Raw genomic sequence first — 14,832 nt, 5'->3', positions numbered from 1 at the left:
GTCCTGACTACGGAGATAGTCGGCCAGTTTGTCTGGACAGCCGGTATCCTGGGTTTCTTTATTGTGAGCAGCGTCTCGGTAGTAGTCTGCCCCCTCCTTTCGATTGCTCGTCATGGTGCATTCATTCGGTGCAGAGCATGTTGTCCTGCTTGTTCTCTGCCTGCGTTGTCAGTCTTAGGCGACCTTGCCGGCTGAGCTTCAACTGCCATGCGACTTTCTGGCGATGGCATTGATAAAACGTGCCGTTGTTGACAGTGGTTCCGTTGCTCCGAAAGCGGATGCTTTTCCCGAGCCCTTTCCAGCGCAGCTGGTCGATGGTGGGGATGAGTGTGGCGTTGAGCACTTGCTGGGAGGCGGGCCGCTGAACTAGCCAGCCGTTGGTCCAATCGGATGTGCAGTTGGCCGCGTCATTTGTGCCACAAAGTTCAATTGTTTCGGCCTGCACAACCGCGATTGCCCTAGCATTCTGCACTGCTGTCCAAAGTTCTGTTAGTAGAGCGTGTTGCCGTTCCCGGGCTATCAGTTCGGATAGCGCAGGAACAGCGATCGATATGACAACTGCGACGATTGTTAGCGTGGTCACTAACTCTATAAGCGTGAAGCCTTGATTTCGGTTCGACATCGTGCGGATCCCTTGCACTTATGATGTTCAGCCGTCCTGGCATCCTTTGCGCGTCAGGGCGCAACATTGGCAGAAGTTCTTTTAAAGCAGCCAGCTGCCCAGTCAAGTCGGGGGTGGCAGAAATGTGAACCAAATGGGTGGAGAGGAATGTGAATCACGAAGTGATCGTCGTCGGCGGAGGGGTGATCGGCCTGTTGTCTGCTTATCACTTGGCACAGGCTGGAGAGTCGGTGGCGTTGCTGGAGTCTGGTGCCGTGGGCAGCGAAGCTTCCTGGGCGGGTGGCGGGATCGTGTCGCCGCTTTATCCGTGGCGCTACAGCCCGGCCGTTACGGCGCTGGCGCACTGGTCGCAGGATTACTATCCGCAGCTCGGCGAGCAGTTGCTGGCGCAGACGGGTGTCGATCCGGAGGTGCATGAGACGGGGCTGTACTGGCTGGATTTGCACGACGAGGACGAGGCGCTCGCCTGGGCTCGCCAGCATGGCCGGCCTTTGCAGTCGGTACCGATGGAGCAGGTGCATGCCGCGGTGCCGCCGCTGGGCGAGGGGTTCCAGCGTGCGGTGTTCATGCCAGGCGTCGCCAACGTGCGTAACCCTCGTCTGCTGCGGGCGTTGCACAGCGCACTGCAACAACTGCCGAATGTCCGGCTGATCGAGCGGTGCGCGGTGGAGGGCTTCATTCGTGAAGGCGAGCGAATTACCGGCGTGCGGACTGCTCAGGGTTCCATGCTGGCGGACCGCGTTGTGGTCGCGGCAGGCGCCTGGAGCGGTGCGCTGCTCGAAACGCTGGGACTCGAGCTTCCGGTCAAGCCAATGAAAGGACAGATGATCCTGTTCAAATGCGCCGAGGACTTCCTGCCGAGCATGGTTCTCGCCAAGCGCCGTTATGCGATCCCGCGCCGCGATGGCCATATCTTGGTAGGCAGCACCTTGGAGGATGTCGGCTTCGACAAGACACCGACGGCCGAGGCACTGGAAAGCCTCACGGCGACCGCGTGCGAACTGCTGCCGGCGCTGGCCGACGCTCAGGTAGTCAAGCACTGGGCCGGGTTGCGTCCCGGCTCGCCGGACGGTGTGCCTTATATCGGGCCGGTGGATGGCTACGAAGGGCTGTGGCTGAACTGCGGGCACTTCCGCAATGGCTTGGTGCTTGCGCCGGCATCCTGCCAGTTGCTGACGGATCTGATGCTCGGGCGCGAGCCGATCATCGACCCGGCGCCTTATGCGCCGGGCGCTCGACTCTAGCTCCAAGCACCGGCAAGCGGCAGCGATTGCTGCGAGCCGGTAGGCTTTGCTGCTAAATTCTGCGCATTGCAGCCCTGGCTTGCCGGGGCTGTTTCTTTTGCGACGAGGTTTGCGTGGCCAAGAAAACCACTTCTCTGGCCGGCCTGGGCGGGCTGGTCTATTCCACCGACACCGGGCGGCATTGTCCCGAATGCGGCCAGCCGGTCGATGCGTGTGTTTGCAAGCGGACGCTGATTCCCGAAGGCGATGGCATCGCTCGCGTGCGCCGCGAGAGCAAGGGGCGTGGGGGCAAGACAGTCACCACGATCAGCGGTGTACCGCTGGCCGAGACCGAGCTCAAGGAGCTTGCCAGTGCGCTGAAGCGTCGCTGCGGCACCGGGGGCGCGCTCAAGGACGGCGTGATCGAAATCCAGGGCGAACACGTCCAGCTACTGATTGACGAGCTTACCAAGCGCGGCTTCCAGGCGAAGAAGTCCGGAGGTTGAGCAAGCAAGCAGCAGCGCGCATTTGCGCGATTCTCAGCTTCAGGCTGTCCAACCCGATTAGTCCCGCCGGCTTTGTACGACCCGCGCGGCGCAAGAGTTCATGTTCAGGGAGGCCTTGATGCCTGTAAGACGCACACGTAAAGACGACGGCAGCCAGTGGACCGCCGCGGACAGCCGCAGCATCTATGGCATCCGCCATTGGGGCGCCGGTTATTTCGCCATCAATGATCAGGGCTGTGTCGAGGTGCGACCGCAGCGCGACGGGGCGCCGATCGAATTCAACCGGCTGATCGACCAGTTGCGTGAAGCGGGGCTTTCGCTGCCACTGCTGGTGCGCTTTCCAGACATCCTGCAGGACCGCGTTCGGCGACTGACCGGGGCCTTTGACGCGAACATCGAGCGGCTCGAATATGGCGCGAAGTACACCGCGCTGTACCCGATCAAGGTCAACCAGCAGGAAGCGGTGGTGGAGAACATCATCGCTACGCAGCACGTCTCGATCGGCCTGGAAGCGGGCTCCAAGCCCGAGCTGATGGCGGTGCTGGCGCTGGCGCCGAAAGGCGGCACCATCGTCTGCAACGGCTACAAGGACCGGGAGTTCATCCGTCTCGCGCTGATGGGGCAGAAGCTCGGGCACAACGTGTTCATCGTCATCGAGAAGGAGTCCGAGGTCGGCCTGGTGATCGAGGAGGCCAACGAGCTCAAGCTGACCCCGCAGGTTGGCCTGCGCGTGCGGCTGTCGTCGCTGGCATCGTCCAAGTGGGCTGATACCGGCGGCGAGCGCTCCAAGTTCGGCCTATCGGCGGCGCAGTTGCTGTCGGTGATCGAACGCTTCCGCGCGGTGGGTATGGACCAGGGCATTCGCCTGCTGCACTTTCACATGGGCTCGCAGATCGCCAATCTGGCCGACTACCGTCAGGGCTTCCGCGAGGCGATCCGCTATTACGCCGAGCTGCGTGCGCTGAATCTGCCGGTGGATTACATCGATGTTGGCGGCGGTCTGGGGGTCGATTACGACGGCACCCATTCGCGCAACGCCAGTTCGATCAATTACGACATGGACGAGTACGCCGGCACCGTGGTCGGCATGCTCAAGGAGTTCTGCGATCGGCAGGAACTGCCGCACCCGCACATCTTCTCCGAGAGTGGCCGAGCGATGACTGCGCACCATGCGGTGCTGGTCATGCAGGTCACCGACATCGAACGACACAACGACGAAGTGCCGCAGATCGATAACTATGACGAGCTGCCGGACATCGTTCAGTCGCTGGCCGATTTGCTCGGTCCGACCGACCCGGAGATGGTCACCGAGACTTATTGGCGCGCCACGCACTACATGAGTGAAGCGGGCGCGCAGTACGCCTCCGGCAAGCTCACCCTGGCGCAGAAGGCGCTGGCCGAGCAGAGCTACTTCGCCATCTGCCGGCGCCTGTACAACCAGCTCAAGGCCCGTCAGCGCTCGCACCGCGCGGTGCTCGACGAGCTCAACGACAAGCTGGCGGACAAGTACATCTGCAACTTCTCGGTGTTCCAGAGCCTGCCGGATACCTGGGCCATCGACCAGATCCTGCCCATCGTGCCGTTGCAGCGCCTGAGCGAAGAGCCGGTGCGCCGCGCGGTGCTGCAGGACCTGACCTGCGACTCGGATGGCAAGATCAAGCACTACGTCGACGAGCAGAGCATTGAGAGCAGCATGCCGGTGCACGAGGTGGCGCCTGGCGAGGAGTACTTCCTCGGCGTGTTCCTGGTCGGCGCCTACCAGGAAATTCTCGGCGACATGCACAACCTGTTCGGCGACACCGACTCGGTGAACGTCTATCAGCGTGAGGACGGCAGCTACTACCACGCCGGCATCGAGACCCACGACACAATCGAGGACATGCTGCGCTACGTGCACCTGTCGCCCGAGGAGCTGATGACCTACTACCGTGACAAGGTGGCCAGTGCCAAGCTGAGCGCCAAGGAACGCACCCAGTACATCGACGCGCTGCGCCTAGGCCTGACGCGCTCGTCCTACCTGACGCCCTGAGTGGCCCGTTGCCGCTTGGCTGCGGTCAAGCGGCGGCGTCGTAGTTACAGCAGCTCGCTAATCGCCTGCGACAGGCTTTCGTAGGTGTAGGGCTTGTTCAGCAATGGGTAGATCAGCGCCTCGCTGCGCTGTGCTTCGCTGAAACCGGTGGTGAGCAACACCGGCAATTCCGGCTGCCGCTGACGTATCCGGTTGGCCAATTCCAGGCCGTTCGTGCCGCCGGGCATGCGGATATCGCTGAACAGCAGATCCACAGGCAGCAGCTGGTTGAACGTCTGCATGGCGGTCGCAGCGTCATGTGCCAGCGTTACCTGAAAGCCCATCATCTCCAGCATGTCCTTGCATACCTGGGCCAGATTGACGTCGTCCTCGACCAGCAGAATGTGTTTGGCGGCCGGCTGGTCAGTCGCATCGATGTCAGGCCGCGTGCGGGTCGGTAGATACAAAGTGACCGTGGTGCCCTTGCCGGGTTCAGAGTGTAGCCGCACGTCCCCTCCGGACTGCTTGGCGAAGCCGTACACCTGGCTCAGGCCGAGGCCCGTGCCCTGGCCGAACTGCTTGGTCGTGAAGAACGGCTCGAATACCCGCTGGGCGAACTCCGGGGATATGCCGCAGCCGTTGTCGCGCAGGCTAATCGCGACGAAGTTCCCCTGCAGGCCGTCGTACTGGTCGTGCAGTTCGCAGCAGGTTGCGCTCAAGTGGATGGTGCCGGCGCCGGTGATAGCGTCGCGGGCGTTGACCGCGAGGTTGAGCAGGCTCAGCTCCAGCTGGCTCGGGTCCACCTCGATGCTGGGCAGACCGGAGGGGATGTCGCAGGTCAGCTGCAACTCGCTGCGCAGGGATTGCCGAAGCAGCTGAACGGTGCTGCGCAAGGTCTCGCTAGGGCCGATGATCTGGGGGCGCAACGGTTCGCGCCGGGCGAAGGCCAGCAACTGGCGAGTGATGTTGCTGCCATGGTCTGCGGCATTTCGGATGGCCTCGAACTGGCGCAGCAGGCCCGCGTCGGTGGTTTTTCGTGAGCCTAGATCGGCGGCGCCGCGAATGATGGTCAGCAGGTTGTTGAAGTCATGCGCAAGACCGCCGGTGAGCTGGCCGAGTGCTTCGAGTTTCTGCGACTGCAGCAGTTGCTCGCGTGCTTCGTTGAGGCGTTGCTGTGCTTCGTGGCGTTCGGTGATGTCGCGAGTGATCTTGGCCAGCCCGATCAGTCTGCCCTGGCGGTCATATACCGCATCGAGCACCGTAAGCGCCCAGAACCGCGTGCCGTCCTTGCGCAGACGCCAACCTTCGTCCTGAAACCGGCCGCCATTCTTCGCCGTGTTCAGAGCTAGGTCGGGCTTGCCGCCGAGGCGATCCTCCTCGGTGAAGAAGCAGGAAAAATGCTCGCCAAGGATCTCCTCGCGGCTGTAACCCTTGATGCGCTCGGCACCGACATTCCAGCTGATCACATGGCCGTTCAGATCGAGCATGTAGATGGCGTAGTCGACGACGGCATTCACCAGAACTTCGTAGTTCTCGCTGGAGAGCTGGAACGCAGGATGATCGGCCATGGGGCATCTCGGTTGAATGTGATTCGGTCAGGTCAGGCTACGATGGATTTTGGCTCCTATGGCGAAATGCGTCGATCAGCCGGCAGTTACGCCGAAGCCGCGCGCCATGAACACCGCGAGTAGTGGGATCAGTAGCAGCAGCATGAGTTCCAGGCGGATCGCCGCCGTAACCCATCTGGCGGTGCTGCTGGAGACACGTGGTGCCTGGCTTTCGGTGAGAGCGGGGCGCCAGCGTAGAAAGGTCAGGGTCGGGTAAATCGACAGGATCGCGACTGCCACGAACAGCCCGACCTTCGCGTGGAACAGGCTGTTGTTCAAGTAATAGTCCAGGCCTTTGCCATAGAAGGTCGCACGGGCGATGCCGGACGCCAGCACCACCGCCGCGCTGATGCCGAAGACGATATCGATGCGGAACAGACTGCGGGCCCGCTCCAGCGTCAGTGGCTGGCGGAACAGGTGATGCTCGAGCAGCAGCAGCGCGAACAGCAAAGAGATCGCCATGAAGTGCAGATAGGCAGCGATGGCATACGCCATGTTCAGGCTCCTTCGACGGGATGTCCGGTGGTCTGCCGGCTTCCGGTAACCCATGCGTCACGGCGCTGCAGGCGCAGGGCGAGCAACCCCATGCACAGGCCGCGCATCAGCATGAAGCTCAGAAAAGCCAGCCACAAGCCATGATTGCCTAGCCCCTGCAGCAACCAGCCCAGCGGCAACGTCAGGCTCACCGCCAGCAGCATGCTGTCGCGCATCTCGCGTGCGCGGGTGGCGCCGATGAACAGACCATCGAGCAGATAGCTCCACACCGCCACCAGCGGCAGCGCCGCGAGATACGGCAGGTAGTGAAGCGCTAGCCGGCGTACCTCGGGGATGTCGGTCTGCAGGTGGATGAACAACTGACCGCCAAAAAGGAAGAACAGTCCGAAAGCCATGCTGGCCAGCAGCGACCAGCCTCCGGCTACCACCATCACCCGCTGCAGTGCCTTGCGATCACAAGCGCCGATGGCATGCCCGCTCAGCGCCTCCACGGCGTGGGCGAGGCCATCCAGCGCATGGGCGGTGAGCAGCAGGCCGTTCAGCAACAGCGCATTGGCCGCCACGGTCGCATCGCCCAGCCGGGTGCCCTGTACCGTGACCAGGAAGAACACCAGTTGCAGTGCCAGTGAGCGCAGGAAGATGTCGCGATTGACCGCCATCAGCGGCCGCCAGTTCGACCAGCGGCGCAGCGCGGGCAAGTCGATGCGGCCGGGATGGCGCCGCAACGCGCTGCGCGCCAGCGTCAGACCGAGCAGTGCGCCACTCCACTCGGCGATCACCGAAGCCCGCGCCGCGCCGGCGACGCCCCAATCCAGGCCGAGCACGAACCAGAGATCGAGCGCGACGTTGGTCAGATTGGTGGTGAGCAGGATCGCCAGCGGCGCGCGGGCGTTCTGCGTGCCGAGCAGCCAGCCGATCAGGGCGTAGCTGGCCAGGGCGGCCGGCAACCCAAGCAGGCGGGTATGAAAGTATTCACGGGTGAGGCTGTCGAGCTCGGCGGAAGGCTGCATAAGTTGCAACGCCAGGCCCTTCAGCGGTAGTGCCAGCAGGCCCAGCAGCAGGCCGAAGCCCAGTGCCAGTGCAAGGCCCTGCAGCAATACCTGACGCAGCGCGCCGCCGTCACGCCGACCACTGGCCTGGGCGGCAAAGCCGGTGGTACCCATCCGCAGAAAGCCCATCACCCAGACCAGCAGCGTGTAGAGGCTGCCGCCGACGGCGACCGCTGCCAACTGATGGGCATGCGGCAGATGGCCGACCACGGCGCTGTCCACCAGCGCGACCAGCGGCACGGAAAGGTTCGACAGGATCATCGGCGCGGCCAGCGCCCAGACTCGTTGATGTGTCGGGGTATGGCGCCAGGCGGCGAGCAACCGGGACATGCGGAAACTCCAGAACGACCCGGAACTATACGTGGCCATGCGGCGGAAATCAGCCGCCGCGGCTGCCCTGATTGCCGTCCGCAGTGCGCGGTTGGCTTAACCGATCAGCCAGCTCAACAGCCACAGACCGAGAAACAGCCAGATCAGCCCGCTGATGAAGGCCCGGCGGAAGAACGCCCGAAGCGCCGCCACCAGCAACAGCAGGCCGATCACCAGAGCCGCCAGGCTCAGCAGCGAGCGATCCATGCCCAGTGTGCGCGAAAGGCCCTCGAGGAAATCGTGACCGGCCGTGACGAAAAAACCGAAGAAGCCGCTAAGCGCCTCGACGATGTAGCGAATCACCGTTCCGAGTGCCTGGCCCAACCATTCGAAGACGCCTTCCACCCGCATGCTGCTCTCCCGTTCCGTTGAGATGGCGCCGCTCCGCGCGTGCTGCCGTCCCCGCTTTGGCTGCCGATCGCGTCGGCGAGTTCCGTTAGCGTAATCGCTTGGCAGGGGAACCTCGAGAGCTTGGCACAGTCGGTATTGCGCTTGGCTATTCGTGTCGTGAGCGGGGCGTGTCGTCAGCGTCATTCAATTGCAAAGCTTTCCCCGCAGTGTGGGCGGGCCAGTCAAACGAGAGAGCAGACGATGCGAGAGGCGTCCAAACGCTTGGGCCTGATGGGCGGGTTGCGCCCGCAAGTGTGGTTGGCAGGCCTGCTCATGCTCTGTTGCGGTTATGCCACCACCACGTTCCACCTGGACGAGCGGTTGTTCTACTCGCTGCGCACCGCCTGGCACGAAAGTCGATGGAGCGAGCGCAGCCTGTGGCTGCCTGAATACCGCGTGCGCGCCGAAGCGCTGGCGGTGGACGGCGTGGCCAACAACCTCTCCGGGCTCACCTACGATGAGCGGCGGGACCAGCTGTGGGCAGTGGTCAACAACCCCGAGGAGCTGCTGGCGCTGGGCAAGGACGGCCGGCTCATCGGGCGCTATCGGTTGCAGGGGTTCAGCGATGTCGAGGGGGTAACCTATCTGGGAGACGACCTACTGTTGCTGGCCGAGGAGCGCAGCCAGTCGCTGGTCATCGTGCCGCTGCCTACAACCAGCGGACCCTTGCGGCGCGCCGACTATCAGTCAATCAGCCTCGGCTTGCACGCGCCGGACAACAGCGGCTTCGAAGGCGTCGGCTACGACCGCAAAGGCGATCGGCTGTTCGTGGTCAAGGAGCACTCGCCGCGCAAGCTCTACGAGATCCGGGGCATTCGCGCCAGCCTGGCAGGCCGCATGGACCTGAAAATCATCGATCGCGAAGCCTGGATCGAAGACAAGGATATGGCCAGCGACCTGGCCTCGGTGCACTTCGACGAGCGTACCGGTCACCTGGTGCTGCTCAGTGATGAGGCGAAGATGATGCTTGAGCTCGATGCCAACGGCCGCATGGTCAGCTTCCGTTCGCTGTGGAGTGGTTTTGCCGGTCTGCAGCGCAGCGTGCCGCAGGCTGAGGGGATGACCTTCGACCGGCGGGGCAATCTCTATCTGGTCAGCGAGCCGAACCTGTTCTATGCCTTCGAGCGGGACTAACCCCGATCGTCAGCCGCGCTGGATCAGCCAGACCCCGGCGAAGATCAGCAGCAGGCCGGCGATCTTGCCGCCGCTGACGGGCGCCTGGCGGAAGCCGGCCCAGCCAAAGTGGTCCAGCAGCAGGGCGATCGACAGCTGCCCGGCCAGCACCAATGCCATGAACAGCAAGGCGCCCGTGCGCGGTGCGGCGAAGGCGGCGGTGGCGATGAAGAAGGCGCCGAGCAGGCCGCCGCTCCAGTGCCACCAGCTCAGGCTCTTGAGCGTCTGCAGCGCCGGCAGATCGCGCTGAACCAGCACCAGGCACAACAGTGCCAGCGTACCCACGGCGAACGACAGCAGCGCCGCGCCCATCACGCTGGTGAGGTGGCGTGCGACCTGGCCGTTGATGCCCGCCTGCACCGGCAGGAATGCCCCGGCGATGAATGGCAGAGTGAGCAGCCACCAGGCTACAGCAGGCATGCACAGGACTCCCAAGTCGAATAGGCGCGGCAGTATGGACAGTCCGTCGACGCCTGGCCAGTGGCGGTGATGGTCGCCTACCAGGAGGATTCAGCGAGGAGGATACTGCGCCAGAACCTTGGCCACGGTCTCGCGCAGCATGCCCGTGCGTTCGGCCGGGGTGCCGGCGTTTCGCGGCAGGATCTGCTCGGCACTGCCGCGCCAGACCAGTTTGCCGTCGACGGCATCGTAGAAGTCGATCTGAAGCGTACCGACCTGATAGTCCACGGTACGTGTGTCGGTATACATCGGTCCGCCCCAGAAGCCCGGCCACGGGCTGCCCCAGGCGCCGTTGGACAGGCTGGTATAGGTCTGCGTCCGTTGCTCGACGATCAGCCAGGCCTGCACCAGAACCTGTGCCGGTGTGCCCGTCGTCGCCGGGCGCAGCCCGCGCTGGTCGAGCTGTTCGCTCACCGCTGTGCGGATGCGCTGCTCGGTGAGGTCGCTGCGAACCCGTGGATCGTCCGGGCGATACTGCAGTGCCGGCTCCTTCCAGCTCCAATTGCGGTAAACGCTGAAGTCGCGATTGGGGTCGAAGTCGCGCTGCAGTTGCGCCGTCTGACAGGCGGCGAGCATTACCAGCAGCGGAATCAGCAGCAGATGGCGGTACATGAGCGGTCTCCGTGGGTGAATGTGTCGAGTGTATGCCGGTACCGGCCGGATGGCGTGATCGCGGCGGAGCGGTTTGTCGCAGCCGGTTGCCGCTCAGCGTGGCGGATAGGCGGCCAGAGCGCGCTGCACTGCCTCACGCAGGGCATCACGCAGCTGGCTGCGCTCGCCGTCGCCGCGGGTTTCCGCCTGGTTACTCCAGATCACGGCCGCGCGCCGTGGGTCGAAGAACTCGAGATTCACCACCAGTACGGTTTCGCGGTAGGTCCGGATCAGCGGCGCGCTGCCCCACATGCCGTAATCGCTGCCGTAGCGACCGCGCCCATAGTAGGTGCCGTAGTCGTCGTAGACCTGGCGCAGACGGGTTTCGCTGCGCACCGTGGCGCTGACCTGCAGGTCGGCCTGGTTCGCGGTCGTCGCCGGGCGCAGGCCGCGCTGGTCGAGGGCGCTGGCGACGATGTCCTGCAGCTCCTCGGGCGCCAGCGAGCCGGTCCCGGCCGGCGGGCTGTGCCAGCGCCAGTAGCGGTAGCCGGAGAATTCCACCGGTGCGGCGGGGTAGGCGCTGCGGTCGATCGCACCGTCGGCAGCCGGAGGCGCTGGCGGGATCGGAGCTGCCGCGTCGCTATAGGGATTGTCCCGCTGGCAGGCGACAAGGGCGAGGCAGAACAGGCAAGTTGCGAGGCGGATCAGCATGGAACCTCCCGACCGTTTCAGCGTGGTCGACACAACCAGTGTAGATAGCGTCCGAGCCCGCCGAAGGTGGGATGCCGACGGTAGGCCAATTCCATTTCCAGTAGCTCGGTCGGATCGGTACGCGCCTGGAAATCGGCGGGCATGTAGTCGTGGAAAACGCGTACACCGCTGCGGTGTTCGACCTGCCAGAGGGGCTCGAGTTGGCTTGCCAGCTCACGCGGATCGAGTGGCTGCTGCGGCGTCAGGCTCTGCCGTTCGCCGGCGAAGGACTGACTGCGCAGCTTCTTGAAGTGGCCCTTGAGCAGGTTGCGGTAGATCAGCGCGTCGCGGTTGTAGAACGCCAGCGACAGCCAGCCATCGGCGGCGACCAGGCGGTGCAGCACCGGCAGGATCGCCTGTGGTTCGGCCAGCCATTCCAGCACCGCGTGGCAGATCACCAGGTCGTAACGATCGTCGACCTGCGTTTCCAGTTCCTGCCAGGGCGCCTGGATGAACCGCGCGTGCTGGCCGGCAGCGGCGAAGCGCTCGCGCGCGCCCTCGAGCATCGGCGCAGCGGGCTCGGTGAGGGTGACGTCGTGCCCCTGCTGTGCCAGCCAGAGACTCATGTGGCCGAGGCCGGCGCCAATGTCGAGCACACGCAGCCGGCGTTGCGGCAGAACCTCGGCGAGGTCGGCCTGCAATACGGCGAGGCGAATCGCGCCCTTGGCGCCGCCATAGATCTTCTCGGCGAAGCGTGCCGCCAGTTCGTCGAAATGCCGGTCACTCATTTGGCGAAGCGCCTCTCGTTGTCGGCCAGTTTGGCCAGTAGCGCCTGTTCCATGTCGATGCCCAGCTCGGCGCAGAGCAGCAGCAGGTACATCAGGATATCGCCGACTTCCTGGCCGGCGTGCTCGAGCTTGGCCGGCGACAGGCGGTAGGACTCGTCCTCGCTCAGCCACTGGAAGATCTCCACCAGCTCGGCCATTTCCACACTGGCGGCCATGGCCAGGTTCTTCGGGCTGTGGAAACGGCGCCAGTCATTCTGGTCGCGGATGGCATGCAGGCGCTGGGTGATCTGTTCGATGTTCATGCGGGCGCTCGGGAAAAGGCGGCTAGCTTCCGTCAGCCGGCGACGCCTCGCAAGTGTCAGGCGTGCCTCGGGCGGCAGACGACATAGCTGCCGGCAGTGCCGAAGGTTGACGGCCATCAGTGCGGGATCAGGGAATCAGGCCACACTGATGCAACCATCCAGGAGGCTGAACATGTCCCGATTCGATCCCAACGAAGCGCTCGAACGACTTTCCAACGAATACTTGCAGCGCGCCGCGGCGCTGCGCCGTGATCTGGCGAAGGCTCACGACCCGGATTTCGCCGAACAGGCGCAGGAACGGCAGAACGATGACGTCCTGCGCAGCCTGCTGATCGAGGCCGAAGAAGAGCTGCGTCTGGTCGGACTGGCGCGCCAGCGACTGGCGCAAGGCCGCTATGGCGAATGCCAGCGCTGTGGCGAGCCGATCGACGAGGCGCGCCTGCGGGCAAAGCCGGCGGCGGAGTTCTGCCTGCAGTGCGCTTCTAGCTGAACGTGGATCGCGTGCGGCCAGTCAGCAAGGACGCCCTTGGGGCTGGCGGTCGCCGCTGGGTTCGACGCACCGTTGTTCGCCGTGCTGTTCGATGCGCGGGGATTTGCCCCGCAGGCTCGAGGTCAGACTGTTGAGGAATTTTGCGGCCTGCGACTGATCGTCGAAGCGCCGTGCTCCATTCAGCGAGCCTGTATAGCCCGCGTTGCTGGAGGCGTAGCACTGCTGGTTGTTCGGGCAATCCAGGGCGATGACCCAGTACGGGCTATTGATCAGCACTCCAGCCTGAGCGGCAGGGGCAAGCAGGGTGAGAAGAATCAGCAGACGTTGCACGAGGTTTGCTCCGGAAGTTGAGCGCCGGAGCATAGCCTATCGTTCGCGCACCGCCTGCGGGGCCGGCCTCAGTGATGCTCGCGGGTGGCGCGGAATTTCACGTCCGGCCAGCGCTCTTCCATCAGGCTGAGGTTGACGCGGGTTGGGGCCAGGTAGGTGAGGTGGCCGCCGCCGTCGATGGCGAGGTTCTCGTAAGCCTTGTCCTGGAATTCCTTGAGCTTCTTCTCGTCGCTGCACTCGATCCAGCGTGCCGACCAGACGTTGATCGCTTCATACGCGCACTCGACCTTGTATTCCTCCTTCAGACGGCTGGCGACTACGTCGAACTGCAGCACGCCTACCGCGCCGAGGATGATGTCGTTGTTGCGCTCGGGGAAGAACACCTGGGTGGCGCCTTCCTCGGCCAGTTCCTGCAGGCCCTGGCGCAGCTGTTTGGATTTGAGCGGGTCCTTCAGGCGCACGCGGCGGAACAGTTCCGGTGCGAAGTGCGGGATGCCGGTGAAACCCAGCACTTCGCCTTCGCTGAAGGTATCGCCGATCTGGATGGTGCCGTGGTTGTGCAGGCCGATGATGTCGCCGGCATAGGCCTCTTCCAGCATCTCGCGCTCGCTGGAGAAGAAGGTCAGCGCGTCGGCGACCTTCAGGTCCTTCTTGATCCGCACGTGGCGCATCTTCATGCCTTTCTCGTACTTGCCCGAGCAGATGCGCATGAAGGCGATGCGGTCGCGGTGCTTGGGATCCATGTTCGCCTGGATCTTGAACACGAAGCCGCTGAACTTCTCCTCGACGGGCTCGACCACCCGCTCGTGGGCGGCGCGCGACAGCGGCATCGGGGCCCAGTCGACGATAGCGTCGAGCACCTGGTCGACGCCGAAGTTGCCCAGTGCGGTGCCGAAGAACACCGGGGTCATCTCGCCGCGCAGGAAGGCGTCCTGGTCGAATTCGTGGCAGGCGCCCTGGACCAGTTCCAGTTCCTCGAGGAAGCGCTCGTAGAGATCGCCCAGATGCGCGCGGGCCTCGTTTGAGTCGAGCTTGTCGATGATCTTGGTCTCGATACGTTCGTGGCCGTGGCCCGGCTGGTAGACGATGATCTTGTCTTCGCTGAGGTGGTAGACGCCCTTGAAGTCGCGGTAGCAGCCGATCGGCCAGGTGATCGGCGCGGCCTTGATCTTCAGTACTGCCTCGATCTCGTCGAGCAGCTCGATCGGGTCGCGGATGTCGCGGTCGAGCTTGTTGATGAAGCTCACGATCGGCGTGTCGCGCAGGCGGCAGACGTCCATCAGCGCAATGGTGCGCGGCTCGACGCCCTTACCGCCGTCGAGCACCATTAGCGCCGAGTCCACCGCGGTCAGGGTGCGGTAGGTGTCCTCGGAGAAGTCCTCGTGGCCGGGAGTGTCGAGCAGGTTGATCATGTGTTCGCGGTAGGGGAACTGCATCACCGAGGTGGTGATGGAGATACCGCGCTGCTTCTCCATTTCCATCCAGTCGGAGGTGGCATGGCGGTCTGACTTGCGCGACTTCACCGTACCGGCGACGGCAATCGCCTTGCCCATCAGCAGCAGCTTTTCGGTGATGGTGGTCTTGCCCGCATCGGGGTGCGAGATGATGGCGAAGGTACGGCGCTTCGCGACTTCGGCGGCCTGAGTGGTCATCGGTATTAAGGAACCCGTCGACGAGTAGTCGGTCTGTCAAAAAAGGCGGCGATTATAGCGGCAAATGGATTTCCCTGCGGCCCGCACG

16 protein-coding genes and 2 pseudogenes are annotated in these 14,832 nt (G+C 63.9%); 5 read left to right on the top strand and 13 right to left on the bottom strand.

Features of this window, described 5'->3' with window-relative positions; translation table 11 throughout:
• Positions 1-121: 121 nt before the first annotated feature.
• Complete coding sequence (locus tag N8H22_RS00530; RefSeq protein WP_264588687.1) at positions 122-622, bottom strand: GspH/FimT family pseudopilin; 501 nt, start codon at positions 620-622, stop codon at positions 122-124.
• Between the two features lie 149 nt (positions 623-771).
• Here N8H22_RS00530 and thiO point away from each other — a divergent pair, with 149 nt between their 5' ends.
• The 3 genes from thiO (at position 772) to speA (ending at position 4,380) form a co-directional block, all read left to right on the top strand.
• A complete protein-coding gene (thiO, locus tag N8H22_RS00525; RefSeq protein ID WP_264588686.1) occupies positions 772-1,866 on the top strand; it encodes a glycine oxidase ThiO in 1,095 nt (364 codons plus the stop codon).
• A gap of 113 nt (positions 1,867-1,979) precedes the next feature.
• A complete protein-coding gene (locus N8H22_RS00520; RefSeq protein WP_264588685.1) occupies positions 1,980-2,351 on the top strand; it encodes a translation initiation factor Sui1 in 372 nt (123 codons plus the stop codon).
• Positions 2,352-2,469: 118 nt separating this feature from the next.
• Positions 2,470-4,380, top strand: a complete 1,911-nt coding sequence (speA, locus tag N8H22_RS00515; protein ID WP_264588684.1) for an arginine decarboxylase — start codon at positions 2,470-2,472, stop codon at positions 4,378-4,380.
• Between the two features lie 44 nt (positions 4,381-4,424).
• Here the strand turns inward: speA and N8H22_RS00510 are convergent.
• The 5 genes and pseudogenes from N8H22_RS00510 to N8H22_RS00490 all read right to left on the bottom strand — a co-directional run.
• A pseudogene (locus N8H22_RS00510) lies at positions 4,425-4,751 on the bottom strand (response regulator); the annotation flags it as partial.
• 60 nt (positions 4,752-4,811) lie between these two features.
• Positions 4,812-5,927: pseudogene (locus tag N8H22_RS00505) on the bottom strand (ATP-binding protein); the annotation flags it as partial.
• A 75-nt stretch (positions 5,928-6,002) separates the two neighbouring features.
• Positions 6,003-6,461, bottom strand: coding sequence for a DUF2214 family protein (locus tag N8H22_RS00500; RefSeq protein WP_264588683.1), 459 nt, complete (start codon positions 6,459-6,461; stop codon positions 6,003-6,005).
• Positions 6,462-6,463: 2 nt separating this feature from the next.
• A complete protein-coding gene (locus N8H22_RS00495; RefSeq protein WP_264588682.1) occupies positions 6,464-7,840 on the bottom strand; it encodes an MATE family efflux transporter in 1,377 nt (458 codons plus the stop codon).
• Between the two features lie 96 nt (positions 7,841-7,936).
• Positions 7,937-8,230, bottom strand: coding sequence for a hypothetical protein (locus tag N8H22_RS00490; RefSeq protein WP_264588681.1), 294 nt, complete (start codon positions 8,228-8,230; stop codon positions 7,937-7,939).
• A 240-nt stretch (positions 8,231-8,470) separates the two neighbouring features.
• On the opposite strand from N8H22_RS00490, the gene N8H22_RS00485 reads away from it, so the two are divergent.
• Positions 8,471-9,403, top strand: a complete 933-nt coding sequence (locus N8H22_RS00485) for an SdiA-regulated domain-containing protein (RefSeq protein WP_264588680.1) — start codon at positions 8,471-8,473, stop codon at positions 9,401-9,403.
• A gap of 9 nt (positions 9,404-9,412) precedes the next feature.
• On the opposite strand, the gene N8H22_RS00480 is transcribed toward N8H22_RS00485, so the two are convergent.
• From N8H22_RS00480 to N8H22_RS00460, 5 genes are all read right to left on the bottom strand, one after another.
• The gene (locus N8H22_RS00480; protein WP_264588679.1) at positions 9,413-9,862 is read right to left on the bottom strand and encodes a DMT family transporter; all 450 of its coding nucleotides are present in this window, start codon (positions 9,860-9,862) and stop codon (positions 9,413-9,415) included.
• A 90-nt stretch (positions 9,863-9,952) separates the two neighbouring features.
• On the bottom strand, positions 9,953-10,513 hold the full coding sequence (locus N8H22_RS00475; protein WP_264588678.1) for a DUF4136 domain-containing protein: 561 nt from the start codon (positions 10,511-10,513) through the stop codon (positions 9,953-9,955).
• A 93-nt stretch (positions 10,514-10,606) separates the two neighbouring features.
• Positions 10,607-11,203 (bottom strand): DUF4136 domain-containing protein, encoded by a 597-nt coding sequence (locus tag N8H22_RS00470; RefSeq protein WP_264588677.1) that lies wholly within the window; start codon positions 11,201-11,203, stop codon positions 10,607-10,609.
• Between the two features lie 17 nt (positions 11,204-11,220).
• A complete protein-coding gene (locus N8H22_RS00465) occupies positions 11,221-11,970 on the bottom strand; it encodes a methyltransferase (RefSeq protein ID WP_264588676.1) in 750 nt (249 codons plus the stop codon).
• Complete coding sequence (locus N8H22_RS00460; protein WP_264588675.1) at positions 11,967-12,272, bottom strand: nucleotide pyrophosphohydrolase; 306 nt, start codon at positions 12,270-12,272, stop codon at positions 11,967-11,969. Before N8H22_RS00460 ends, N8H22_RS00465 begins: the two co-directional genes overlap by 4 nt.
• A 172-nt stretch (positions 12,273-12,444) precedes the next feature.
• On the opposite strand from N8H22_RS00460, the gene N8H22_RS00455 reads away from it, so the two are divergent.
• Positions 12,445-12,762 carry a TraR/DksA family transcriptional regulator gene (locus N8H22_RS00455; protein ID WP_264588674.1) on the top strand — a complete coding sequence of 106 codons (318 nt, stop codon included), beginning with the start codon at positions 12,445-12,447 and terminating at the stop codon, positions 12,760-12,762.
• Positions 12,763-12,783: 21 nt separating this feature from the next.
• Here N8H22_RS00455 and N8H22_RS00450 read toward each other — a convergent pair whose 3' ends face one another.
• Positions 12,784-13,092 carry a hypothetical protein gene (locus N8H22_RS00450; RefSeq protein WP_264588673.1) on the bottom strand — a complete coding sequence of 103 codons (309 nt, stop codon included), beginning with the start codon at positions 13,090-13,092 and terminating at the stop codon, positions 12,784-12,786.
• 68 nt (positions 13,093-13,160) lie between these two features.
• Entirely contained in the window at positions 13,161-14,744 is a 1,584-nt protein-coding gene (locus N8H22_RS00445) for a peptide chain release factor 3 (RefSeq protein ID WP_264588672.1), read from the bottom strand.
• Positions 14,745-14,832: the final 88 nt, after the last annotated feature.

The sequence above is a fragment of the Stutzerimonas sp. S1 genome (assembly GCF_025966695.1).
GTDB lineage: Bacteria > Pseudomonadota > Gammaproteobacteria > Pseudomonadales > Pseudomonadaceae > Stutzerimonas.
The sequence above is the reverse complement of the archived record's forward strand: the minus strand, read 5'-3'. Positions and strand labels throughout refer to the sequence as shown.